Source organism: Nocardia terrae (assembly GCF_009760405.1).
Taxonomy (GTDB): domain Bacteria; phylum Actinomycetota; class Actinomycetes; order Mycobacteriales; family Mycobacteriaceae; genus Nocardia; species Nocardia terrae.
This window is the reverse complement of record NZ_WRPP01000003.1, coordinates 463,745-487,352: the sequence shown is the minus strand read 5'-3', so window position 1 is coordinate 487,352 and position 23,608 is coordinate 463,745. Positions and strand designations below refer to the sequence as shown.

13 protein-coding genes are annotated in these 23,608 nt (G+C 69.6%); 10 read left to right on the top strand and 3 right to left on the bottom strand.

The window, feature by feature from the left end:
• Window positions 1–3: 3 nt before the first annotated feature.
• Window positions 4–2,157 (top strand): MMPL family transporter, encoded by a 2,154-nt coding sequence (locus GPX89_RS17550; protein WP_157388615.1) that lies wholly within the window; start codon window positions 4–6, stop codon window positions 2,155–2,157.
• Between the two features lie 250 nt (window positions 2,158–2,407).
• Here GPX89_RS17550 and GPX89_RS17545 read toward each other — a convergent pair whose 3' ends face one another.
• Both GPX89_RS17545 and GPX89_RS17540 read right to left on the bottom strand, forming a co-directional pair.
• Entirely contained in the window at window positions 2,408–3,172 is a 765-nt protein-coding gene (locus GPX89_RS17545) for a CPBP family intramembrane glutamic endopeptidase (RefSeq protein ID WP_157388614.1), read from the bottom strand.
• A gap of 77 nt (window positions 3,173–3,249) precedes the next feature.
• Window positions 3,250–4,185 carry an RluA family pseudouridine synthase gene (locus tag GPX89_RS17540; protein ID WP_328601940.1) on the bottom strand — a complete coding sequence of 312 codons (936 nt, stop codon included), beginning with the start codon at window positions 4,183–4,185 and terminating at the stop codon, window positions 3,250–3,252.
• A 155-nt stretch (window positions 4,186–4,340) separates the two neighbouring features.
• On the opposite strand from GPX89_RS17540, the gene GPX89_RS17535 reads away from it, so the two are divergent.
• From GPX89_RS17535 to GPX89_RS17525, 3 genes are all read left to right on the top strand, one after another.
• On the top strand, window positions 4,341–5,072 hold the full coding sequence (locus GPX89_RS17535) for a DUF4190 domain-containing protein (protein WP_157388613.1): 732 nt from the start codon (window positions 4,341–4,343) through the stop codon (window positions 5,070–5,072).
• A 94-nt stretch (window positions 5,073–5,166) separates the two neighbouring features.
• A complete protein-coding gene (locus GPX89_RS17530; protein WP_198347482.1) occupies window positions 5,167–7,224 on the top strand; it encodes an ABC transporter ATP-binding protein in 2,058 nt (685 codons plus the stop codon).
• Complete coding sequence (locus tag GPX89_RS17525; protein ID WP_157388611.1) at window positions 7,221–8,957, top strand: ABC transporter ATP-binding protein; 1,737 nt, start codon at window positions 7,221–7,223, stop codon at window positions 8,955–8,957. The genes GPX89_RS17530 and GPX89_RS17525 overlap by 4 nt, the downstream gene beginning before the upstream one ends.
• Window positions 8,958–9,032: 75 nt before the next feature.
• Here GPX89_RS17525 and GPX89_RS17520 read toward each other — a convergent pair whose 3' ends face one another.
• Window positions 9,033–9,521, bottom strand: a complete 489-nt coding sequence (locus tag GPX89_RS17520) for a hypothetical protein (RefSeq protein ID WP_235947482.1) — start codon at window positions 9,519–9,521, stop codon at window positions 9,033–9,035.
• Window positions 9,522–9,726: 205 nt separating this feature from the next.
• Between GPX89_RS17520 and GPX89_RS17515 the strand changes: the two genes are divergently transcribed.
• From GPX89_RS17515 to GPX89_RS17490, 6 genes are all read left to right on the top strand, one after another.
• Window positions 9,727–11,019, top strand: coding sequence for a SidA/IucD/PvdA family monooxygenase (locus GPX89_RS17515; protein ID WP_328601939.1), 1,293 nt, complete (start codon window positions 9,727–9,729; stop codon window positions 11,017–11,019).
• 62 nt (window positions 11,020–11,081) lie between these two features.
• Window positions 11,082–12,023, top strand: a complete 942-nt coding sequence (locus GPX89_RS17510) for a methionyl-tRNA formyltransferase (protein ID WP_157388610.1) — start codon at window positions 11,082–11,084, stop codon at window positions 12,021–12,023.
• 11 nt (window positions 12,024–12,034) lie between these two features.
• Window positions 12,035–12,790, top strand: coding sequence for a thioesterase II family protein (locus GPX89_RS17505; RefSeq protein ID WP_157388609.1), 756 nt, complete (start codon window positions 12,035–12,037; stop codon window positions 12,788–12,790).
• The gene (locus GPX89_RS17500; RefSeq protein WP_328601938.1) at window positions 12,787–14,103 is read left to right on the top strand and encodes a beta-ketoacyl [acyl carrier protein] synthase domain-containing protein; all 1,317 of its coding nucleotides are present in this window, start codon (window positions 12,787–12,789) and stop codon (window positions 14,101–14,103) included. Before GPX89_RS17505 ends, GPX89_RS17500 begins: the two co-directional genes overlap by 4 nt.
• Window positions 14,096–17,629 carry an SDR family NAD(P)-dependent oxidoreductase gene (locus GPX89_RS44645; protein ID WP_235947479.1) on the top strand — a complete coding sequence of 1,178 codons (3,534 nt, stop codon included), beginning with the start codon at window positions 14,096–14,098 and terminating at the stop codon, window positions 17,627–17,629. Before GPX89_RS17500 ends, GPX89_RS44645 begins: the two co-directional genes overlap by 8 nt.
• Window positions 17,630–17,659: 30 nt before the next feature.
• Window positions 17,660–23,599, top strand: a complete 5,940-nt coding sequence (locus GPX89_RS17490; protein WP_157388608.1) for a non-ribosomal peptide synthetase — start codon at window positions 17,660–17,662, stop codon at window positions 23,597–23,599.
• Window positions 23,600–23,608: the final 9 nt, after the last annotated feature.

Below are 23,608 nucleotides of genomic sequence, written 5' to 3'. Positions count from 1 at the left end.
CGCATGTTCTCCAGACTGGGGCGCTTCGTCGTCCGCTTCCCGTGGCTGGTGATCGCCGCCTGGGTGATCGCCATCGTCGCGGTCGTCGCGTCGGCGCCGAAACTCACCGCGACCACCGACCAATCCGACTTCCTGCCTTCGCATTACGAGTCGGTGCAGGCGATCAACCTGCAGCAGAAGGCGTTCCCCAACAGCAACGTCCCGGCCGCGCTCGTCGTCTTCGAACGCTCCGACGGGGCTCCGATGACCGATGCCGACACGGCCGCGGTCCAGGACGCCGCCACGAAGCTGACGCAACAGAACATCAAGGACATCACCGGGGTGCAGGTGGTGCCGCCCGCGGAGAACCGGGCGATCGAGGTGGTCGCGGTGCAGATGACCAAGGTCACCAGCCCCAACGACACCAAACAGTCCGATGCGGTGAAGTCCCTTCGTGACTCGCTGAAGGAGCAGGTGAAGGGCACCGACCTGAAGGCCGGTGTGACCGGTACCGCGGCCCAGAACCTGGATCAGCAGGATTCCAGCAAGAAGGGCCTGATCATCATCGGCGTCGCCACGGTGCTGCTGATCCTGGTGCTGCTGCTGGTCATCTTCCGCAGCCCGATCATCGCGCTGCTGCCCATCCTGGTGATCTTCCTGGTGGTGTCCCCGATGGTGAACGGGCTGCTCGGCATCGTGAGCGACGCGTTCCACCTGAAGATCGACAGCTCGGTCGAATCACTGCTGGTGGTAGTCCTTTTCGGGGTCGGCACCGACTACATCCTGTTCCTGATGTTCCGTTTCCGGGAGCGCCTGCGCGCCGGCGACGACGCCAAGACGGCCGTGGTCAACGCGGTCACCCGGGTCGGCGAGGCCATTACCTCCGCGGCCGCGGCGGTGATCATCGCCTTCGGCGCGCTGACGCTGTCCACGCTGGGCATGTTCCGGTCCATGGGCATCGCGCTGGCCATCGCGGTGGCGGTGACGCTGCTGGCCGGGCTCACCTTGATTCCCGCGCTCGTCTCGCTGTTGGGCACCAAGGTGTTCTGGCCTTCCAGGGCCTGGCAGACCGAGCCGAGGGGCGCGCGTTTCGCGGCGATCGGCAATGCGCTGGGCAAGCGTCCCGCGGTGTTCGCGACCGCCTCGGGCGCGGTGCTGATCGCCTTGGGCGTCTTCGCCTTCGGTTTCAACCCGACCTTCGACCTGAGCTCCGGTTCGACCTCGGACACCTCCGAATCCGTGGTCTACGGCAAGGAATTGCTCAAGGGCATGCCCGCGGGCAGCACCCAGCCCTCGCAGGTGTACCTGCAGAGCCGGCACGGTGCGCTGACGGCCGACGAGCTGAACACCTTCGGCGCGGCGCTGCGCGGGGTCAAGGGTGTCGGCGAGGTGGGCGCGCAGCCCGCGCTGTCGTCCGACAAGACCGTCGCCGAATATCAAGTGACGCTTGCCGACAAGCCGGAATCGGATGCCGCGCTGAAGACCGTGAAGGGTCCGCTGCGCGATACCGCGCACGCGGCGGCCCCGGTCGGCACCTCGGCCGTGGTGGGCGGCATGACGTCGGTGTTCGTCGACTTCCAGCACGCCATGAACCGTGACTACACGGTGGTGTTCCCGGTCGCGGGCATTCTCATCATGATCGTGCTGGCCCTGTTGCTGCGCAGTCTGGTCGCGCCGTGGTACCTGATGGCCTCGGTGTTCCTCGGCTTCGCCGCGACGCTCGGCTCGGCGGTGCTGGTCTTCCAGCACGCGCAAGGGGATTCGGGTCTGATCTTCACGCTGCCGCTGATCATGTACCTGTTCGTGGTCGCGCTCGGCACCGACTACAACATCCTCATGGTCGCCCGGCTGCGGGAGGAGGCCCGCGAGGGGCACGATCCGCACCGGGCGGCGGCCCTGGCCCTGCGGCACACGGGGCCGACGGTGGCGGCGGCCGGTGTCATCCTGGCGGGCACCTTCGCCTCGATGATGCTGGCGGGCAATACCGTGCTCACCTCGATGGGTTTCGCCATCTCGGTCGGCATCGCGATCGCGGCCTTCGTCATGGCGATGTTCTTCACCCCGGCGGTGACGGCCCTGATCGGCCGCCGCGCCTGGTGGCCGGGCCACGGCGGTGACGCCGAGCAGCCGGCGCAGTGGGATGAATGGGCGCCCACCGATGCGGTGAGTCGCCGCTAGCCGCACACGGTTTGCCGCGTTCGCCGGGTCCGTCGCTTCGAGCGGCGGGCCCGGTGTTCGTGCTGGTCGGTCCCGCTGTCCAACATCTGACAGAAACATGTTTCAGTTTTTTCCCAAAAGTGCCACGCGTGGAACTGGACAGGCGATACAGTTCGCTCGACGTTCGGTGCGGCCCGACCCGCCGAACTGTCCCGGGCCGACTGACCATAATCCTCTGTTCCCAGGTCAGTCGGCCCCCCTTTCTTGCGCGTCAGTGCACGGTGACGTGCCAGACCACCGCCGCGGCCAGCGCGCCCGCGCCGTTCACCGCCCAGTGCAGCGCGATCGGCGCGAGCAGGCTGCCGCTGCGCCGCCGCAGCCAGGTGAAGACCACGCCCGCGCCGGCCGTCGCGAGGACCGCGAGCCCGATGCCGAGGATCTGTCCGGCCGGTCCGCTCCCGAGGAATCCGGTGAGCCCCTTGTTGCCGCTGGTCAGCCCGAGTGACGAGGCGATGTGCCAGAGCCCGAAAAGCATTGATCCGGCGGCGAATACGCCGCGCGCCCCGGCCACCCGGTCCAGCGTGCCGTGCAGCACGCCGCGGAAGGCGAGTTCCTCGGGAATCGCGGTCTGCAGCGGGATGACGACCATGGACGCGATGAGCGCGCCGGAGATCGCGGCGTAGCGGTCGTTGAGGAAGAAGGGCCGGGTGATGGGCAGCGCCGCGCCGATGACCACGGCCGCGAGCACCACGCCCACCGCGGCCAGTGCCCACAGCGAGCCGCGGCGCCACTGTTTCGGCGAGAGTCCGAGCTCCGCCCAGCCGAGTCCGCGGCGGCGGACCAGGGCCACCAGCACTATCGCGGCGATCGGCACCGAGAGGATGCTGGCCCATTTGTTGGTGAAGTGCGCGATGAGGTTCGTGCAGACCAGCACGGCGACAACGACGGCTACATCCACGTAGGCGTGCAGCTTGTGACCGGCCGGAGTAGGCGGGAGATCGACCACCGCGACCGCGCCGTTATCGTTCTGAGACATCTCGGCCAGTGTACGAGCGAATTCTTGGAATCCGCTTCGAATGTGGTTAATCACGCTGCCGCAATACCCGCGGCAGGTCAGTTCCCGCGCGCCCAGCCCTCGGGATCGTCCCAGGCCCGCAGGCTGCGCGCGGTCTCGAACCGGCGCGGCTCCCGGGTGATCGGGTCGGTGAATTCCAGTGTCGAGGCCAGCAGCTGCAGCGGCCGCGTGTAGTCGTCGACCGATTTGTCGGTGAGTTCGGGATAGAAGTCGTCGCCCAGGATCGGCACCCCGAGGCTGTTCATGTGCAGTCGGAGCTGATGGGTCCGCCCGGTTCTGGGCCGCAGCCGATAGCGCCCCAACCCGTCGCGGTGGTCGAGCAATTCGACGTAGGTCTCCGCGTTCGGTTCGCCGTCGGTCTCGTAGGCCTGCAGCACCTGTCGTTCCTTGACGATCCGGCTGATCACCGTGCGCGGCAGCGCGAGTTCGGGATCGAAGCGCGCGATCGCCTCGTATTCCTTGTGCACCAGCCGCTTGTGGAACATGGTCTGATAGGCCCCGCGCCGGGCCGGATTCACGATGAACAGCACCAGCCCCGCGGTGACCCGGTCGAGCCGATGCGCCGGAACCAGATCCGGGAGATCGAGTTCGCGGCGCAGTTTCACCAGCGCGGTCTGCAGAATGTGCTGTCCGCGCGGAATGGTCGACAGGAAGTGTGGTTTGTCCGCCACGAGAATGTCGTCATCGCGATACACGATGCCGATGGGGAACGGGACTTCCTGCTCGTCGGGCAGATCCCGGTGGAACCACACCGCGCCGCCGGGCACATAGGGCGTATCGAGCGCGATGGGACCTTCGAGATCGACGATGCCGCCCTCGCGCAGCAGCTCGTCGATGCGTTCGGGGCGAACGCGGGGCAATCGCTCGACCAGGTGGTCGCGAATGGTCGCCCACTCGCCCACTTCCGGCAGTCGCAACCGGGCCGGATCCAGTCCGTGCCGCTTGGGTAGCGGGGGTTGCTGACGCCTTCTCACTCGCCAAACCCTAGTCCCAGGTTTTGTGCGGACCAGCGGGTACGGTTGGTCCACGCCCGGAATGCCCGGGTAAGGGACGAGCAACCGGGGGTCTCGTGTATCCGAATGACCAACCGCCCCAGGGTCAGCCGGGGCAGCCGGACCCGAATCAGCCGATGTACCCGCCACCGGCCGGGCAGTGGAACTACGGTCAGCCGGGTCAGCCGGGCTATCCGCCCGGGTACGCGCCGGGGCCGCCCGGATATCCGATGGCCCCGCCGCCGCAGGGCACCAATGGTTTCGCCATCGCCTCGTTCGTGCTCGGCCTGCTGGGCTGCTGTCTGCTGGCGGTGCCCTTCGGCTTCATCGCGCTGTCGCAGATCAAACAGCGCAACCAGGGCGGGCGCGGTCTGGCCATCGCGGGTCTGGTGATCACGGCGGTGTACGCGGTGCTGGCGGTCGGGTTGCTCGCCATCGGTGTGGCCACGGACTCGCACAAGTCGGCGTCGCCGGACAATTCGACCCGAACCTCGGATCCGAACGGACCGACCTCGGTCTCGATCAGCGATTTGAAGACCGGCGACTGTGTGCAGACGGTCAAGGAGGGTGACCACGTGAAGCGGGTGACCATCACGCCGTGCGATTCTGCGCACGACGCCGAGGTGATCACCACGGTGCAGCTGCCCGGTTCCTGGCCGGGGTCGGAGGACGCGGCGTTCAAGAAGGCGAGTGATACCTGCGCGGTCCAGCTCGACCAACTGATGAGCGGCAGTTCGATGTACGACCAGCTGGAGAACTTCATCCTCTATCCGGCCAACGCCGCCCAGTGGAATCTGTCCAATGGCCGGGCGAGCTGCATGGTGCACTACGCCGACGGCCGGAAGCTGACGGGGAAAGTACCGCGCTGAGCGTCGGTCTGGTCGTTCATGGAAAGTTAGCCTAACCTATCTTCGCGTCGGTGCTCGTGGGGAGCACCGACGGATGAAGGTGGGAGGCGGACTGATGACGGTCGAGTCACCGCCCGCGGTCGAGGCGCATGCCATCGACCCGGGCCCGGCGGCAGCCGACGGGGGAGTGCCCGACGAGAAGGCGGCGGCCAAGGCCCGCCGACGACGAGAAGCCGCGGCGCGCAAGGAGATCCTGGCTCCGGTCAGCGGTGCGCTGACCATCGCGGGCGTGGTCGTGGCGCTGGCTTCGGTGTGTTCGGTGGCGCCGTTCCTGCTCATCGTCTCGGCCTGCCGTGAGCTGCTGGCGAATTCGCCCGACACCGATCGGGTGTGGCGGCTGCTGTCGCTCGCGGTGCTCGTGCTGGTGGTGCGCGCGATGCTGCAGGCGGCGGCCCTCACCTGGTCGCATGCCGTGGACGCCCGCTACCAGCTGAGTCTGCGGCGTGCCCTGGCCGACAAGCTCACCCGGGTGCCGCTGGGCTGGTTCGGGGCGCGCAGCTCCTCGGAGGTGAAGAAGTATCTCCAGGACGATGTGGAGGCGCTGCACTACCTGGTCGCGCACGCCCGCCTGGACTTCATCGGCTCGGTGACCGTCCCGCTGGTGACGCTGGTCTACCTGGCCACGGTCGACTGGCGGCTGACCCTGGTCCTGCTGCTGCCGCTGGTGATCTACGCGCTGTGCATGCGCGCCATGCTCGACGAGCCGGGCCGCGAACGGCTTTCGGCCTACAACGCCGCCGAGCAGCGCACCCGCGTGGCCACCGTCGAATTCGTGGACGGCATCCAAGTCGTGCGCGCCTTCGGGCGGGCGGGCAAGGCGCACAGCGAGTTCCGTGCGGCCGTCGCGGCGCAGACCGAACGGCTGCGCCGACTGAAGATGCCGGTCATGACCGTGCAGTCGGTGTCGGACACCGTGGTCTCGCCGGTGTTCGTGATGCTGCTGGTCGTGGTGGCGGGCCTGGCCGGTGTCGGCCTGGACTGGCTGGAACCGCTGGATCTGTTGCCGTTCTTGCTGGTCGGGCTCGGCCTGGGCAGCTCGCTGCTGGGTCTGGGCTACGGGGCGCAGGCCCTGCGCACGGCCGGGGATGCCGCGCTGCGCCTGCACGAGCTGCAGCAGACCGCCGAATTGTCCACCGGGTCAGGGGAATCCGGGACACGCGAGTCGCCGGCCGGGCTGATCCGCTTCGAGGACGTGAGTTTCGGCTACCGCGCCGACCATCGGGTGCTGCGCGGCCTCGACCTCGAGCTCGCCCCCGGCACCATGACCGCCCTGGTGGGTCCCAGCGGTTCGGGCAAGTCGACGCTGGCCAAACTGCTGCCCCGCTTCTACGACGTGGACTCCGGCCGAATCACCATCGGGGGACGCGATATTCGCGATATCCCGAGCGAGGAGCTGTATCGCACGGTCGGATTCGTCTTCCAGGATGTCCGCCTGATCCGCGGCAGCATCGCCGACAATCTGCGGCTGGCCCGCCCCGACGCCGACGCCGCCGCCCTGGAGCGCGCGGCCCGCGCGGCCCGTATTCACGACCGCATCCTGGCCCTGCCGCGCGGCTACGACTCCGAGATCGGCGTGGACGCCATCCTGTCCGGCGGTGAGGCGCAGCGACTTTCGATCGCCCGCACCCTGCTGGCCGACACCCCGATCCTGGTGCTCGACGAGGCCACCGCCTTCGCCGACCCGGAATCGGAGGCGGCGGTGCAGGACGCGCTGGCCGAACTGGTGGCCGGTCGCACGGTGCTGGTGATCGCCCACCGCCTGCACACCATCACCGGTGTGGACCGAATCCTGGTGCTGGAGCACGGAACCCTGGTCGAACAGGGCGATCACGCGAGCCTCCATGCCGCCGGTGGCCTCTACCAGCAGCTCTGGGAGGTCAACGCCGCTGCTTTGGAGACCGTTGCCGGTGTGGGTGTCGGTGAGGGACGCAATGCCGACACCGGTGCCGGAGGTCTGTCCGGCACCGCACCCCGTAATTCCGCCGACTCCGCGCCCGGTCGTGCCGGCGCGGCTTCGGCAGGAATCCAGCCGGTGGCTGTGGATCTCGGCCGAGAGCATGCCGGGATGACGAGTGAGACTCCGGGTGTGGCGGATGAGGAGGCGAAGCGATGATCCGCAAGGTGCTCGGGCTGGTCCCGGCCGAATATGCCCATCTGACACCGCGATTGCTGCTGGTCATCGTCGCCCAGTCGTTGTCCCAGGCCGCCGCTTATGTGCTGTTGGTGCCGGTGCTGCAGGCCCTGTTCAACGATGATCTGGGACGGGCCTGGTGGTGGACGCTGTGGTTGGCGCTGGCGGTGGTCGCCGTCGTGGTGTTCGGGTATCTGCAGTCGCTGCTCGGTCTGCGCATCGGCGTCGGTATGCAGGACGGATTGCAGACCCGGCTCGGGGATCAGCTGAATGCGTTGCCGCTGGGCTGGTTCGACGATCGGCACGCGGGGGAGCTGTCGCGGGTGGTGGTGGAGAACGTCCGTGAGGTACAGGGTCTGATCGCCTACCTGCTGGCGAAAATGCTGACCGGCGTGCTGGTTCCGCTCGGCGTGGCCATCGGCATGCTCTTCGTCGACTGGCGCATATCTCTGGCCATGCTGGTGGCCGCGCCGGTGTTGTTCGTGGTGAATCTGTGGGCGAACCGCTCGTATGCCTCCGCCGACGAACGTATGCACGAGGCCGCTGCCGAGGCCAATGCCCGGGTGCTGGAATTCGCTCAGGCGCAACCGGTGTTGCGTTCGCTGGGTGCGGTCGGCGCGGGCAATCGCGCGCTGGACGCCGCCCTGGTCCGGCAGCGCAAGGCGGCCTCGGGCCTGCTGATCGCCGCCGTGCCCGGCCTCATCGTGTTCTCCCTTGTCGTGCAGGCCATCTTCCTGATCCTGGTGTATCTGGTGGTGGGCCGGGCCACCGACGGTGCGATCTCGGCGGCCGCGGCCATCGCCCTCATCGCGGTGAGCTCCCGCTTCATCGAGCCGCTGACCCAGGCCGCGCAGCTGGGCGGCGCGCTGCGCACCGCCGCGGCGGCCGCGGACCGGGTGACGGCGCTGCTGTCGGAACAGGCACTGCCGCAGCCGGAATCGCCGGTGGTCCCGGGCGCACCCGCGGTCGAATTCGACGGTGTCACCTTCGGATACGGCCCGGACAAGCCGGTGCTGACCGATGTCACCTTTGCCGCCGCCCCGGGCACGACCACCGCCATCGTGGGCCCCAGCGGCGCGGGCAAATCCACCCTGCTGCGCCTGGCGGCCCGCTTCCACGACGCCGATTCCGGTCGAGTCGCGGTGGGCGGCCACGATGTTCGCGTCCAGCCGACGGAGACGCTGCTGAACCAGCTGGCCCTGGTCTTCCAGAACGTCTACCTCTTCGATCGTTCGGTGCTGGAGAACATTCGGGCGGGCCGTCCCGGCGCGACCGATGCGGAGGTGCTGCGCGCCGGCGCGGTCGCCCGCGTGGACGAGATCGCCCAGCGCCTGCCCGATGGCTGGCAGACCTCGGTCGGCGAGGGCGGGTCCGCCTTGTCCGGCGGTGAACGGCAACGGGTTTCGATCGCACGCGCCCTGGTCAAGGACGCCCCGATCGTCCTGCTGGACGAGGCCACCAGTGCCCTGGACCCGCACAACGAGGCGGTCGTGGTGCGCGGTGTGCACGAACTCACTCGCGGCAGAACCGTTCTCGTGGTCGCGCATCGCCTGGCGACCATCGCGCACGCCGACCAGATTCTGTTCATGGACGGCGGTCGCATCGTCGAACGCGGCACGCACGTCGAACTGCTCGCTCTCGACGGCCGCTATGCCGCCTTCTGGAACGAGCGCACCCGGGCCGCGGGCTGGCGTCTGGAAGCGGCGGTCGGGTAGTCGGCCCGCGCTCGGCCGGGCATGCGAAAACCCGGGCATCGCATGGGATGCCCGGGATTCGCTGTTACCCGTTGATCAGAGGCTGCAGGGCACCATGGCGATGCTCGCGACGGTGCACTCGGAGTCGCGCGTCAGCTTCCAGGTGCCGTCGATGTCGCGCCAGGTGAGGGTCCAGTTCCACGGATCGAACCCGTCGACGGAGGTCTGCAGTCCGGCGGTCATGGTGTCGCCGGAGACGTTCACCGGTCCCAGCACCGACCATTTGAAGCTCGGCGGGGCGGCCGCGATGACGGTGCCGACCTGATCGATCAGCGGCAGTCCGGCCTCGCCCGCCTCGAGTTCGTTGGCCCGCGCGGCGCGGTCCGCGCTGGTGTCGAGGATCAGCGCGAGCTTCGAGTGAAGTTCTCCCACACCGGGATTCGCGGCCTTCATCGGCGCGGTGACCGGCAGCGCGGAGGCCGGGGCGATCGCGGCGGCGCTGCCGCCGAGGACGGCGGCCACGGTGACGGCGGCGGCCGCGACGCGGCGCCATCCGGAGGAGTGCACAGGCATGGACTTGTTCATTCGGTATCCCATCGTTTTCGGTCAGGTGTCCGATCCAAGGGCTTGCGCTGGAACCGGGACCCGACCAATATAAGGTAAGCCTATGCAAACATAAGACCCTACGGTTTGGAAGTGCGTCGTTCGATCCCGTTCCCCGATCGGCCTTTTCGACCTGCCTGCCGTGGGGGTAGCTGCACAGTGGCTGCCATCACAGTCAGGAGCATCAGTGGACACACTTCTCGTGGTCGGAGCCGGTCCCAAGGCCATGGCCGTTGCCGCCAAGGCGCACGTCCTGCGGGAACTCGGCCTGCCCGCACCGCGCGTGGTGGTCGTCGAATCCCATGCGGTGGGCGGCAATTGGCTGCCCAGTGGCGGCTGGACCGACGGCCGTCACCGGCTGGGCACCAGTCCGGAGAAGGACGTCGGCTTCCCGTATCACTCCACCTGGGCGCGCGGGCGCAATCGCGCGATCGACGAGGCCATGCGCGCCTTCAGCTGGACCGCCTACCTGGTCGAGCACGGCACCTACGCCGAATGGATCGACCGCGGCCGCCCGAGTCCGCAGCACACCCTCTGGGCCGACTACCTGCAGTGGGTCGCCCGCCGCAGCGGTGTCGAGGTCGTGATGGGTTCGGTCCGAACGATTTCCGCCGCGGCCGACGGCTGGCTGGTCACGATCGCGGATGCCGACGGCGCGCTCAGCACCCTCGACGCCGACCGCCTGATGATCACCGGTCCGGGCAACAGCCGCCGCGCGCTGGCCGACCATCCGCGGGTGCTGAGCATCGCCGAGTTCTGGGATCTGGCCGCCAAGCGCCGGCTGCCGGTGTCCTCGCGGGCCGCGGTGATCGGCGGCGGCGAGACCGCGGGCTCGGCCATGGACGAGCTGGTGCGCCACGACGTGCTGACCGTCTCGGTGATCTCGCCCAAGGCCACCATTTACACGCGCGGCGAAAGTTATTTCGAGAACTCGCTGTTCAGCGATCCGATCAAATGGCACGCACTGAGCGTGGACGAGCGCCGCGACGTCATCCGCCGCACCGATCGCGGGGTGTTCTCGGTGCGGGTGCAGGAGAGCCTGCTCGCCGACAGTCGCGTGCATCACCTGCAGGGCCGCGTGGTCCGGGTGGCCGCGCGCGACGAAGCGGTCGCGCTGACCCTGCGCAACGAGACCCGCGCCGATCAGCTGCACACCTTCGATCTGGTGGTGGACGCCACCGGCGGTGAATCGCTGTGGTTCCTGGAGCTTTTCGACACCGATGCCGCGGACCTGCTGGAGCTGGCGGTCGGCGGCCCGGTCGATCAGGCGCGCCTGGAGTCCGCCATCGGTTACGACCTGGCGGTCTCCGGTCTCGGGTCCAAGCTCTACCTGCCGAATCTGGCCGCCCTGGCGCAGGGTCCCGGCTTCCCCAATCTGAGCTGCCTGGGCGAACTTTCGGATCGGGTGCTGGCCTGCGCTCCGGACCGGGTGCCGCGACCGGCGGCCGCGGTCGCGGCGCACCACCGCCTCGGTAGGTAGACAACCGGCCTAGTAAATAGGTTAGGCTTAGCTTACTTCGAGCAAAGATGAGGTTCGGTTCAATGCGTATCGTCTCGTTCGGCTTCCAGACCTGGGGCCGGAAAACCCTGCAGGCCCTGATCGATTCGCGCCACGAGGTGGTGCTGGCGGTCAGCCATCCGGCCGCGGAGTCCACCTACAAGGCCATGTGGTCGGATTCGGTGGAGGAGCTGGCCCGCGAGCACGGGATTCCGGTGCACCTCACCGAACGTGCCGACGCCGAGACCATCGACCTGGTCAAGCGGGCCGAGCCGGACGTCATCGTGGTGAACAGCTGGTACACCTGGATGCCCGAGGAGCTGTACAACCTGCCGCCGCACGGCACCCTCAACCTGCACGATTCCCTGCTGCCCAAGTTCACCGGATTCTCGCCGGTGCTGTGGGCGCTGATCAGCGGCGAGGCCGAGACCGGGCTCACCGTGCACCGCATGGACGAGAACCTCGACACCGGCGACATCCTGGTGCAGAAGCGGCTGCCCATCGGCCCGGACATCACCGGCACCGAATTGGTGCTGGCCGGAATGGAACTCATCCCGGACGCCGTGAACGAGGCGCTCGACGCGCTCGAGCGCGGCACCGCCGTGTGGCGGCCACAGGACAAGGCCGAGCGCACCTATTTCCACAAGCGCGCCGATCGCGACAGCCGGATCGACTGGTCCTGGCCCGCGGAGGATCTGGAGCGCTTCGTGCGCGCCCTGTCCGCGCCGTACCCGCCCGCCTTCACCTACTACCGGGGTGAGCGCGTCGAGGTGCTGGACTCGCGGATCGCCGAATTCCATTGCGGCGGCACGCCGGGACGCGTCGTGGTGCTCGACGGTGGCGCGGCCGTGGTGTGCGGCCCGGAGGCGTTCCGGGGCCGCAACCGGGCGCTCGTCCTGACTCGGGTGCGCACGGCGGACGGGCGTGAACACGCGGCGGGCGAATTCTTCTCGCGCGGCGGCTATCTGACCGATTCGGCGGAGTAGGAGTTCACGTCATGGCTGCACAGCTCAGCTGGGTCCGCCAGTTCCACAAACCCGCGACGGCGGGGCTGCCGCCGCTGCTGATCTGCCCGCACGCGGGCGCGGGCGCGTCCAGCTATCGGGCGTTCTCGAAGGTCTGCAGCGAGCGGTTCGACGTGGTCGTCTTCCAATATCCGGGCCGTCAGGACCGGGTGCGGGAGGCGGCGCTGACCGCGCTTCCGGAGCTCGCGGCGGGCGCGTACGCGGATTACGTTGCCTCCGAGCATGATCGCGGGCTGCCGCTGACCGTGTTCGGGCACAGTATGGGCGCGATGGTGGCCTTCGAGCTGGTGCGGGTCGCCGAGGCGGCGGGCCGCGAGGTGCGGCTGCTGGCCCCGTCGGCGGCGGTGTCGCCGGGCCGGGCCGCCGAGCTGCCGCCGCATCCCAGCGAGGACGAGCAGATCCTCGACCACCTCGGCCGACTGGACGGCACCGGCGCGGACGTGCTGGGCAGCCGGGAGGTCATGCGGATGGCGCTCCCGGTGGTGAAGGCCGACTACCGGGCCTTCGACTCCTACGAGTGCGCGCCGGATATCAAGGTGCAGGCCAGGATTCAGGTGCTCGGCGGTGCCGAGGACCCCTTCGTGACACCGCGCGATCTCTACGGCTGGGCGAACCACAGCGCCCAGGAGATCGACGTGACCGTCTTCGACGGCGGGCACTTCTATCTCAACGAGCACACTTCCGGCATCGCCGACCTGCTGGCCCCGTCGTTGAACACGGTCGGGTGAGCGGCGTGGACGTGGATCCCATCGTCATCGCCGGTATGGCGATCGAAGCACCCGGCGGCGTGGAGACGCTGCCCGACTACTGGGCGGCGCTGTCCCAGGGGCGTGAGCTGATCGGCGCGTTCCCGCGCGATCGGGAGTGGCCGGTCGAGCAATTGCTGTCCCTGCATCGGCTCGAGGGCTGGAGCCGGGTGTCCGACGCCGGTGGATTCCTGGACGGGGCAACGGAATTCGATCCGCTGTTCTTCGGAATCACGCCGCGCGAGGCCGTGTCCATGGATCCGCAGCAGCGGGTCGGGATGCGGGTGGCGTGGCGGGCGCTGGAGAACGCGGGCATCGATCCCGGCTCCCTCGACGGAGCCGAGGTCGGCTGCTTCATGGGCGCGTCCGTCAACGAGTACGGGCCGATGTCGGCCGCGGTCACCGACTACAGCGGCTATCGGGTGACCGGCACCGCCCTGGGCGCGGTGGCCGGGCGCATCTCCCACGGCCTCGGGCTGATCGGGCCGTCCATGAGCGTCGACACCGCCTGCGCCTCCTCGCTGACCGCATTGCACCTGGCCGCCAACGCCATTCGCGATGACGAATGCGAATGGGCGCTCGCCGGCGGCGTCTGCGTGATGGGTTCGCCCGCCGCCTTCTACGAGTTCTCCAAGAACAATGCGCTGGCCGCCGACGGCCACTGCCGGGCCTATGCCGCCGACGCCACCGGCACGCTGTGGGGTGAGGGTGCGGGCGTCGTTGTGCTGGAACGGGAATCGCGGGCACGCGAGCACGGCCATCACGTCTACGCACGGGTGCTGGGCACGCGGGTCAACCACAACGGCAAGGGCGCGCCGCTGGCCGTGCCGAGTTCGACCGCGCAGCGGCGGCTCATCGAGAAGACGCTCGCCGCGGCCGGTGTGGACGCCGCCGCCATCGGCCTCATCGAGGGCCACGGCACCGGCACGCCGGTCGGTGATCCGCTCGAATTGACCGCTCTCGCACAGGCTTACGGTGCTCCGGAGCGTGTGCGCGGTCCGCTGCTGGGCTCGGTGAAGTCCAATATCGGTCACGCCCAGGCGGCCTCGGGCATGCTCGGCCTGATCAAGGTGCTGCTGTGCGGCCGCAACGGCCGGATCGCGCCGACCCTGTTCGCCGACAATCCCACCGACCGGGTCGACTGGGACGCCACCAGTTTGCGGCTGGCCACCGAACTCACTCCGTGGGAGCCGCTCGACGGCGTCCGCTACGGGGCCGTCTCCTCGTTCGGCGTCGCCGGTACCAATGCCCACGCCGTGCTCGCCATGCCCGCTCTGGAGGATCTCCATGTCTGAGTACCGGCTCCCGGACGGCACCGTTCCGGTCCTGCTGTCCTCCGAGACGGCCGGAGGGTTGCGTGCCGAGGCGGCACAGCTGGCTCGCTATCTCGCGGAGCGGCCGGAGGTGACGCCGGATCGCGTGGCGGACATGCTGTTCCGGACTCGCACCGCGCGCCGCCGCCGGGCACTGGCCATGGTGTCGGGCCGCGACGAACTGCTGTCCGCGCTCGAGGCCGTCGCCGCCGACGCCGAGCATCCGGCCGTGATATCCGGCCTGGGCGTGGCCACCGCGCGCCGGATCGGCTTCGTCTTCCCCGGACAGGGCAGTCAGCGGCCGGGCATGGGACAGCTGTATCACGAACTGTCCCAAGCATATCGGGACGAGGTGGAAGCCTGCGCCGAACTGCATCGCGAGCACTACGGCCACGTCCAGCCGCTGCACTATCTGCTCGGTGACGAGGGCCGTTTCGAGAACACGGTGTGGGAAGTCCAGCCCGCGTTGATGTTCCACATGACCGGCCTGGCCGCCATGTGGCGCGCGGCCGGGGTGCGGCCCGCCGCCGCCATCGGCCACAGTCAGGGCGAGCTCGCCGCGGGTTGGGTGGCGGGCGTCATGACCCGCCGCGACGCCGTCATGGCGGTGACGGAGCGCGCCCGGCTGGTGGAACGCATTTCCCCGCGCGGCTATTCGATGGCCGTGCTCGGCATGGACCGCGAGTCGGTGGAGGCCCTGCTGGCCCGCCACTCCGGCTGGGCCGAGCTGTCGGTGGTGAATTCGCCCCACATCCTGGCCATCTCGGGCGACCGCCACACCATCGTGGACATGGTCGCCGCCGCCCGGGCGCAGGGCTGTTTCGCCAAGGAGATCCAGGTCGCCTACCCGGCCCACACCTCGATCGTGGCCGAACTGCGCGCCGACTTCGAAAGCTTCCTCGGCGAGGAGATGAGCGCGCCGACCTTCGCCACCGGCGACATCCCCTGCTACGGAGCCACTCTGGGCGCGGAGATCACCCCCGACCTGGAGCACGAACAGTACTGGTACTGGAACCTGCGCAACCGCGTCCGATTCGACCGCGCCATCGTGGCCGCCGCCGTGGACGGCATCGACACCTTCGTCGAGGTGGCCGAACACCCCACCCTGCAGCTCGCCGTCCAGGAGAACCTCGGCCTCGTCCCCCAGGAACCGGCCCTCCCGCCCCGCGACTTCCGCGTACTCGGCACCTCCCTGCGCACCGCCGACACCCTCCGCGACTTCACCCGCAACCTGGCCACCGTCGCCGTCCACGACCTCGGCTACGACTGGCAGGCCCTGCGCACCACCGGCACAGTGCGCCTGCCCCTGCAGGATTTCCCGAACACGGTGATGAACCCCCAGCGCCTGTGGGCAGCCTTCGAACCACCCGCCGGGCAATCGATCCCGGAGCCGACCCGCCGCCGTCCATATCGCCTGGCGGAGACCTGGATCCGCCTCGACAAGCGCTCTCTGGTTCCTCCGCGCGACCTCCTGGTCATCGACCACACCGGCCGCAACCCGGAACTAGCGGCCGCGATCTGCACCGCCGCCCACAACCACGGCGGTTCCGCACACGTGCTCTCCGGCGCAGCCGCCCAGGATTCGGCGGCCTCGGCGACAGGCGCGACGCCCGTCGCGGGTACTGCGGCATCCGCCTTGATCGGAGTCTCTGTTGATCCGAGCGCGGTCCCGGACAGCACCGCCGGTGCCGAGAGCAGCGGTTCCGCTCGGCGCGAACTCGTCTCGGCCACAGGCTCGGCGACCCAGCCCGGTGGCGACGCGGCGACCGCCACCGCCGCTGTGGTCGACGGGTCAGGTGCTTCGGCCGCTTCCGCCGGCGCTGCGGTTGGTGCGAGGCACAGTGCCTCCACCGTGGGCGGAGACTCGGTCATTCCTCCCGATTCCCATGACACCGTGGTGATTCTGTTGCCGGAGATGCCGGCCATGGATGCGCCGGGCGCACTGGAGGCGGCGGCCGAGTTCTTCGCGAATCCGACGTGGCTGCCCGACTTGGCCGGGGTCCGCGATTGCTGGCTGGTCACCGTCGGCGGTGAGCAGGTGACCTCCGGCGATCCGGTGCCGCACCAGTTCCACGGTGCGGTGACGGCTGGATTCCGGTGCTTGGGTATGGAATCGCTCGGCGTTTCCTTCCGGCGTGTGGATCTGGCCGCCGGACAGGCGGATGCGAGTCGGGCGGCGGCGCTGGTGCGTGCGGTGCACGTCAAGAACGAGCCGGAACTCGCGCTGCGCGATGGGGCCGTGTACGCCAAGCGGCTGGAAATCGATGCCGTGCAGCGGGGCCCGGCCCGGGACGCCGACCTGGCACACGTGGTGATCGTCGGTGGTACCGGCACGCTCGGTGTGGAGTTCTGTGCTCACTACGCCCGCAGTGGGGCGGGCCGGATCACCCTGTTGAGCCGGTCCGGTGAGACCGCGGAGGTGACTCGCCGTCTGCGTCCGATCCGGGCGCTGGGTGACACTCCGATCATCGTCGAGTCCTGCGATGTCACCGACGCCGATGCGGTCGTGGAATTGGCTGAGCGGCAGGAGATTCCGGCAACCGTCCTGGTGCACGCGGGAGTCAACTACGTGCGTGCCGAGCTCGCCGAGGTCACGCCGGAGAAGTTCCGCGAGATGGCCGGGTCGAAGATCTACGGCACGGAGCACATGCTGCACACGTGGCCGCGCACCCCGGACTGCCGGATCGTGCTGTGCTCGTCTGCCGCAGCCACTTTCGGCGGTCGCGGCCAGATCCTCTACGCGACGGTGAACCGGATGCTCGACGTACTCGCCCGCCGCCTGCGCGCGGCGGGCGTCGACGCGGTCGCCGTGCAGTGGGGACTGTGGGATCTCGAAGGTCCGCTGCACGCGGTCGGCACCGGCCCCGTGCAGGCGGCCGGTGTCACCCCGATGCGGGCCGCTGATGCGCTGGCGGTCGGATTCACCGACCACGCCGACCATTCCGGCGCGGAGAACCGCCTGGTCGCCGCTGCCGACTGGAGCGACGTCCAGGCCCTGATGGTCGCGATCGGCCAGGGCCCGTTGCTCGACGACGTGGTAGCGGCCGCTGCGGAAAGTGCTGTGGTGCAGCCGGATTCGCCGGGTTCGGGACATCGGGACGGCAACTCCCCTCGAATCGCCGGCACACCGGCGGACGGGCACCGTGGCACCGCTGACTCGGCGGCATACCCGAGCGGGCCGGACCGCGTGCGGGCGACGGTCGCGCAGGGCGGCACGAAGGCGATGACGCAATTCCGCGCTGCCGCAGGGCAACCCGGCGCGGCGGGCGGGAATTCCGCGAACCTGGCCGAGCGGGTGCGGCGGCAACTCGGCCGGGTGATGGGCGCGGATGCCGACGCCCTCGACCCCTCGGTGCCGCTGGTGGCGCTGGGCCTGGATTCGTTGCAGGCCCTGGACTTCCGCAAGCGGGTGCAGGTGGAGCTGGACCGGGATCTGCCGGTGGCGGCGATTCTGGGCGGTGCGTCGCTGGACGATGTCGTCCGGTTGATGGCCGGCAGCCAGGCATAAGTCGACATACTTTCAGGAGCGAGACGAGACATGGCGAACGATGCCGAAACCCTGCTGGAGCGGCGTAGGGAACTGCTGCGCAGGCGGATAGCCGAGAGCGGTGTCGCCGCCGCGGCCGCCACGCCGGTCTCCGCGCCGCGCGCGGTCGCGGGGGAGCGGCATCCGCTGTCGGACGGGCAGCGGCGCATGTGGTTCCTGCAGGCGCGGGATCCGCGGGACACCACCCTCAATATCTGTGTGGCCTACCGGCTCCGCTCCGTCGACCCGCGCTCGGGTGAGCTGGACGGCGAGCGGCTGCGGCGCGCGATGGCCACTGTGGCCATGCGCCACGACATCCTGCGCACCACATACGGTCTCGGCGATGACGGTGAGCCGTATCAGCTCGCGCACGCCGAGCTGATGCCGGGCTGGGAGACCCACGACCTGGGTGAGTTGCCCCCGGCGAGCCGCGCCCGCCGCCTGGAAGTGCTGGCGCGCAGGGAATTCGGCCGTCCGTTCGACCTGTCGGCGGAATCGCCGCTGCGCCTGAGCCTGGTGCGTCTCGCACCCGACGAGCACGCCCTGATCCTGGTCGCCCATCACATCTGCTGGGACGACGACTCCTGGGGCGTCTTCTTCGGCGAGGTCGCGGCCGCCTACCGTGACACCGAACTCGCCATGCCCGCAGCACAATTCGTGGATATCGAGGTTCTCGGCGTCGAGCCCGCCACTGACGCGGATCTCGACTATTGGCGCGCCGCGTTGCGTCCGCTACCCGAGGCCCTCGAACTGCCGGGAAATTCCGGTGATTCGGGTTCTCGTCAGGCCGAACGCCGCACGCTCGCCCTCCCCGCCGACCTGATGTCCCGCGTGGAAGTCTTCGCCCGTGAGCGTTCGGCGACCCCGTTCATGGTGCTGCTGGCCGCCTACGAGGCGCTCGTGCACCGGTACACCGCCGCCGGCGACTTCCTGGTGTCGGTCCCGGTCACCGTGCGCCGCAATGCCACCGCCGAATCCTTGATCGGCTACTTCGGCAATACCCTGCTGCTGCGCGCCACCCTGTCCCCGCGGGACAGCTTCACCACCTGCGCCGACGCCGTCCGCGATACCTGCCTGAACGCGTTCGCGCATCAGGGTGTCGGCATCGATCGCGTGGTGCGCGAGGCGAATCCGGACCGCCTCGGCGGCCGGGACGGTCTCGATCAGCTGGTGCGGCTGGGTTTCAGCGTCCGCAAGAGCGTGTCCGGATTCGCCCTGGCCGGCGTCGAGGCCACCCTGCTCGATCTCGGCAGCACGGTCGCGCAGCTGCCGCTGAGCCTGGCGGTGGTGCTCGAGCCCGAGGGCGCGTACCTGGAGGCCGAATACCAGCTCGACATGCTCGACGGCCCGCTGGTCGACCAGCTGCTCGGCCACTATGCGCAACTGCTCGGCGCGGCCCTCGACGAGCCCGACCGGCGCATCGCCGATCTGGACATCCTCGGTGCGGCCGACGCCGCCCGCATTCTCGAGCTCTCGCACGGCGCGCTCGTCGACACCCCGGCCACCACCCTGGTCGAGATGTTCCAGCAGCGGGTGGCCGCGGCGCCCGACGCAATGGCCGTGGTCGCCCCGGACACGGATACCGAACTCACCTACGCCGACCTGAACCGTCGCGCGAACCGCCTGGCGCACTGGCTGATCGGCCAGGGCCTGGGCGCCGAGGACCTGGTGGGCCTGCGCCTGTCCAACTCGGTGGAGTTCGTGGTCGGCATGCTGGCCGTGCTCAAATCGGGTGCGGCGTATCTGCCCATCGATCCCGCGTATCCCGACGACCGCATCGACTACCTGGTCGAGGACGCCCGCCCGCGCCTGGTGCTGGGCCGGGTCGAACTCGACGCCGCGGAACTCTCGGCACTGGAGCTGCCCGAGCACGACCCGGACGACACCGACCGCGTGCGCGCCCTGCGCCCCGCGAACCTGGCCTATGTCATCTACACCTCCGGCTCGACCGGCAAGCCGAAGGGCGTCCCGGTCCCGCACGGCGCGATCGCCGAGCACTTGGACGGCTTCGTCGCCGAATGGGGCATGACCGCGGAAGACCGGCTGCTGCAGTCGTCTTCGGTGAGCTTCGACGCCTCCCTGCTCGACATCTTCGTCACCTTCACCGCCGGCGCGCGGCTGGTGATCCCGAAACCCGATGCGTTCCGGGACATTCCGTATGTCGCCGAGGTCATCACCCGCTGCGGTGTCACGGTCCTGCACATGGTGCCGTCCATGCTCAGCACCTTCCTGCTGCTGCCCGAGGTCAGCCAGTGGCGCGCGCTGCGCCACGTACCGGTCGGCGGCGAGGCGCTGCCGGGCGAGGTGGCCGACAAGTTCGCGGGCATCTTCGACGCCGAACTGCGCAACCACTACGGCCCGACCGAGGCCGTGGTGTGCGCGACCCACCAGGACGTGGTGGGACCGCAGGGCACCGCCATCGTCCCGATCGGCACCCCGAACCGGAATGTGTTCGTCTACCTGCTCGACGAGGCGCTGCAGCTGGTCCCGACCGGGGTGGTCGGCGAGATCTATCTGGGCGGCGAGCAATTGGCGCGCGGCTACCTGGGCCGGGCGGGCCTGAGCGCGGAGCGGTTCGTGGCCGACCCGTTCGGGTCCGGCGGTCGCCTCTACCGCACCGGCGACCTGGCCCGCCGCAATGCGGCGGGTGAGATCGAATTCGTGGGCCGCGCCGACGAACAGGTCAAGGTGCGCGGCTTCCGCATCGAGCTCGGCGAGGTGGAGGCGGTCATCGGCAGCCACCCGGGTGTCGGGCACTGCGTGGTGATCGCCACCGAGGACGCCGCCGTCGGCGCGATGCTCGCGGCCTACGTGGTGCCCGCCGACGCCGCGACCGTCGACCTCGAGCAGGTGCGCGCGCATGCCGCCGCGAGCCTGCCGGAGTACATGGTGCCCAGCGCGTTCGCGGTCATCGACGAGATCCCGCTGACGGTGCACGGCAAGCTCGACAAGCGCGCCCTGCCCGCCCCGCGGCGCGAAACCGCGCGCAGCTACCGGGAACCCGCCACCGACGCCGAGGTCCGGCTGGCCGCCCTGTTCGGTCAGCTGTTCGCCCGCGACGATGTCGGCGCGGACGACTCCTTCTTCGAACTCGGTGGGCACTCGCTGCTGGCGACCCGCCTGATCGTGTTGATCCGCAAGGAATTCGGCGTCGAACTCGACGTGCGCGCCCCGTTCGACACCCCGACCGTCGCGGGTCTGGCCGCGCTGATCGAGACCGCGCCAACGGCCCCGGCGGTGCGCGCCGAGGTTCCGAGTCTGGCGAAACGCGAACGGCCGGAGCGGGTTCCGCTGTCGTTCTCGCAGCTGGCCATGTGGTTCCAGCGCAAACTGGAGGGGCCGAGCCCGGTCGGCAACATCCCCTTCGCCATGCGCGTGGACGGACCGCTGGACATCACCGCCCTGGCCGCCGCGCTGGGCGATGTGGTGGCCCGGCACGAGGCGCTGCGTACCGTGTTCCCCGAGGACGGTGGCGTGCCCTACCAGTCGGTGCTGCCCGCGGGCCCGATCGACGTGCTGGTCACCGTGCTCGACGATCCCGACCGCCTGCCCGCCGCGCTGGCCGAGGCCGCCGAATACCGCTTCGCGGTGGAATCCGAACTGCTGGTGCGGCCCAAGGTGTTCGTGCTGGGCCGGAACTCGCACGCGATCTCGCTGCTGGTGCACCACATGGTCGCCGACCACTGGTCCTTCCGCACCATCCTGGCCGACCTGGCCACCGCCTACCGCAGCCGCATCGAATCCGGCGTCGCACCGCACTGGGAGCCGCTGGCCCTGGACTACGCCGACTTCGCGCTCTGGCAGCGCGAACTCGTGGCCGACGACCAGCAGCGCATCGACTACTGGCGGGACGCCCTGGCCGGACTGCCCGACGAGATCGCCGCCGCCCACGACCATCCGCGCCCGGCGGTCCTCGGCAAGAACGGCAGCATGAGCGCGTTCACCGTCCCGGCGGCCCTGCGCCGACGGCTGAAGGGTCTCGCCGAATCGGCCGGAGCCTCGGAGTTCATGCTGTACCAGGCGGCGGTCGTCACCCTGCTGCACAAACTCGGTGCGGGCGTGGACATTCCGCTCGGCACCCCCGTCGCGGGCCGCTCCTACCCGGTGGCCGCCGACCTGGTCGGCCTGCTCGCCAACATGGTGGTGCTGCGCAACGACCTGTCCGGCGACCCGACCCTGCGCACCGTGCTGGAACGCTCCCGCGCCACCGCGCTCGCCGCCTACGCCAACCAGGACGTGCCGCTGGAACGCGTGGTGGAAGCGGTCGCACCGCCCCGCTCGCTCTCCCGAAACCCGCTGTTCCAGGCCATGATGCACTTCCGGGAGGAAGACTGGTCGGCCACCGAGGCCGGCCTGGGCGAAGCCGAACTCTCGGTCCTCCCCATCGAATTCGACATCTCGCTCCTCGACCTGAGCATCAACTTCTTCTCCGGCCCCCACGGCGGCTTCGACGCCGGCGTCATCGTCAACACCGATCTCTACGAGGCGTCGACCGGCGACCTGCTCGCCCAGCGCATGCTGCGCGTCCTCACCGCCTTCGCCGAGAACGCCGACCTCGCGCTGAGCGAACTGGACGTGATGCCCGCCGACGAGCTGCGGGCGGTGGAGTCATGGGGCACCGGGTCCGCGCGGGTGGTCGATGTCGCCGCGGTTCTCGCGGACACCCGAGCCACGGGTCGGGCCGCAGTCCACTGCGGACCCGAAACCCTCACCTACAGCGAGTTCTTCGCACGATCGGCGGAGGTCCCATTCGAATCCCTGATCGTCGACGCCGCTATCGGCGACAGCTCCGGAACCCGGCTGGTCGCGGCCGCGCGGGGCAGCGTCGAACTCGCCGTCGAGGCGGTCTCGGCCTGCGCCGCCGGTGCGACCCTGGTCGTGGCCGACGACGCACAACGCCAGGATCCGACGGCCCTCGTCGAACTGATCCAGCGGTTCCGGCCCACCCGGGTCGCCGCCGACCCCGGCGTGCTCGCCCGCTTCGTGCACACGGGCGTGTCCATGCTGCCCTCGGTCCGGCACTGGGAGGTGCTCGGAACCGAGTGGCCCGCAGCGCTTCCCGATCTGCTGCCCGCACTCTCGTCCGGCTCCACGACCCGCTACGTCTACTCGGTCCCGGGATTCCCGGGAGCCGTGGCGCGCGGTCGGCTGACCGGCAGCGCCACGGCCACCCCGGCCCCCGGTGCACGTGTACTCGTGCTCGACGATGCTCTGCGAGCCGTGCCGCCGGGCGTGCTCGGCACCGTTCACATCGACACCACCGCGGTATCGACGGATCCGACCGGCATCGGGGCGGAGCCCGCTATCCCGGTCGCGAGCCTCGGAGCTGCCGTCCCGGCGGATCTGGTTGCCGACCCCTTCCATTCCGGTCGGGTGCTGGTGCGGACCGGGGACCGGGCGCGCTGGACCGTACGAGGTGAACTGGAGTTCGCCGTCGCACGGGAACGACCCACCGTGCGGCCCGCTGCTGCGGCGGGTGCGGGCGAATTCGCCGGTGCCGCAGGCGGAGCGGGCACCGAGCAGGCTCTGCTTTCCATCCTGGCCGAACTGTTGGAGCTGGAGGCCGACGAGATTTCCGGCGAGGACAACTTCTTCGCGCTCGGCGGGGACAGCGTCATCTCCATCCAGTGGTCGGTGCGGGCCAATCAGATCGGGCTACCGCTCTCGCCGCAGATGGTGTTCGAACACATGACCGTCACCGCACTCGCGGCGGCCGTGGATGCGGCCATCGCGGCGGGCGTGACCGCGGCGGATATCGCTGCCGCGGCGGGTGTTTCGGCCTCGGAGATGACCGCCACCTTCGGCAGCCCGGCGCATGCCGAACCTGTGAAGCCCGAAGTAGCCGAGCCGCAACCGGTTCCGCAGGCACATAACCACGCCCCGATGAGTGTTTCCGGGTTGAACCAGGACGCTCTGGCCGCGCTCGGTGCGGCATGGAAGGACGCGCGGTGAGAGAGGACC

What these genes read in the sequence shown, in the direction of transcription:
- GPX89_RS17550 (WP_157388615.1), top strand. Translation starts at nt 4, where the DNA reads ATGTTCTCCAGACTGGGGCGCTTCGTCGTCCGCTTCCCGTGGCTGGTG.
- GPX89_RS17545 (WP_157388614.1), bottom strand. Translation starts at nt 3,172, where the DNA reads ATGTCTCAGAACGATAACGGCGCGGTCGCGGTGGTCGATCTCCCGCCT.
- GPX89_RS17535 (WP_157388613.1), top strand. Translation starts at nt 4,341, where the DNA reads ATGTACCCGCCACCGGCCGGGCAGTGGAACTACGGTCAGCCGGGTCAG.
- GPX89_RS17530 (WP_198347482.1), top strand. Translation starts at nt 5,167, where the DNA reads ATGACGGTCGAGTCACCGCCCGCGGTCGAGGCGCATGCCATCGACCCG.
- GPX89_RS17525 (WP_157388611.1), top strand. Translation starts at nt 7,221, where the DNA reads ATGATCCGCAAGGTGCTCGGGCTGGTCCCGGCCGAATATGCCCATCTG.
- GPX89_RS17520 (WP_235947482.1), bottom strand. Translation starts at nt 9,521, where the DNA reads ATGAACAAGTCCATGCCTGTGCACTCCTCCGGATGGCGCCGCGTCGCG.
- GPX89_RS17510 (WP_157388610.1), top strand. Translation starts at nt 11,082, where the DNA reads ATGCGTATCGTCTCGTTCGGCTTCCAGACCTGGGGCCGGAAAACCCTG.
- GPX89_RS17505 (WP_157388609.1), top strand. Translation starts at nt 12,035, where the DNA reads ATGGCTGCACAGCTCAGCTGGGTCCGCCAGTTCCACAAACCCGCGACG.
- GPX89_RS44645 (WP_235947479.1), top strand. Translation starts at nt 14,096, where the DNA reads ATGTCTGAGTACCGGCTCCCGGACGGCACCGTTCCGGTCCTGCTGTCC.
- GPX89_RS17490 (WP_157388608.1), top strand. Translation starts at nt 17,660, where the DNA reads ATGGCGAACGATGCCGAAACCCTGCTGGAGCGGCGTAGGGAACTGCTG.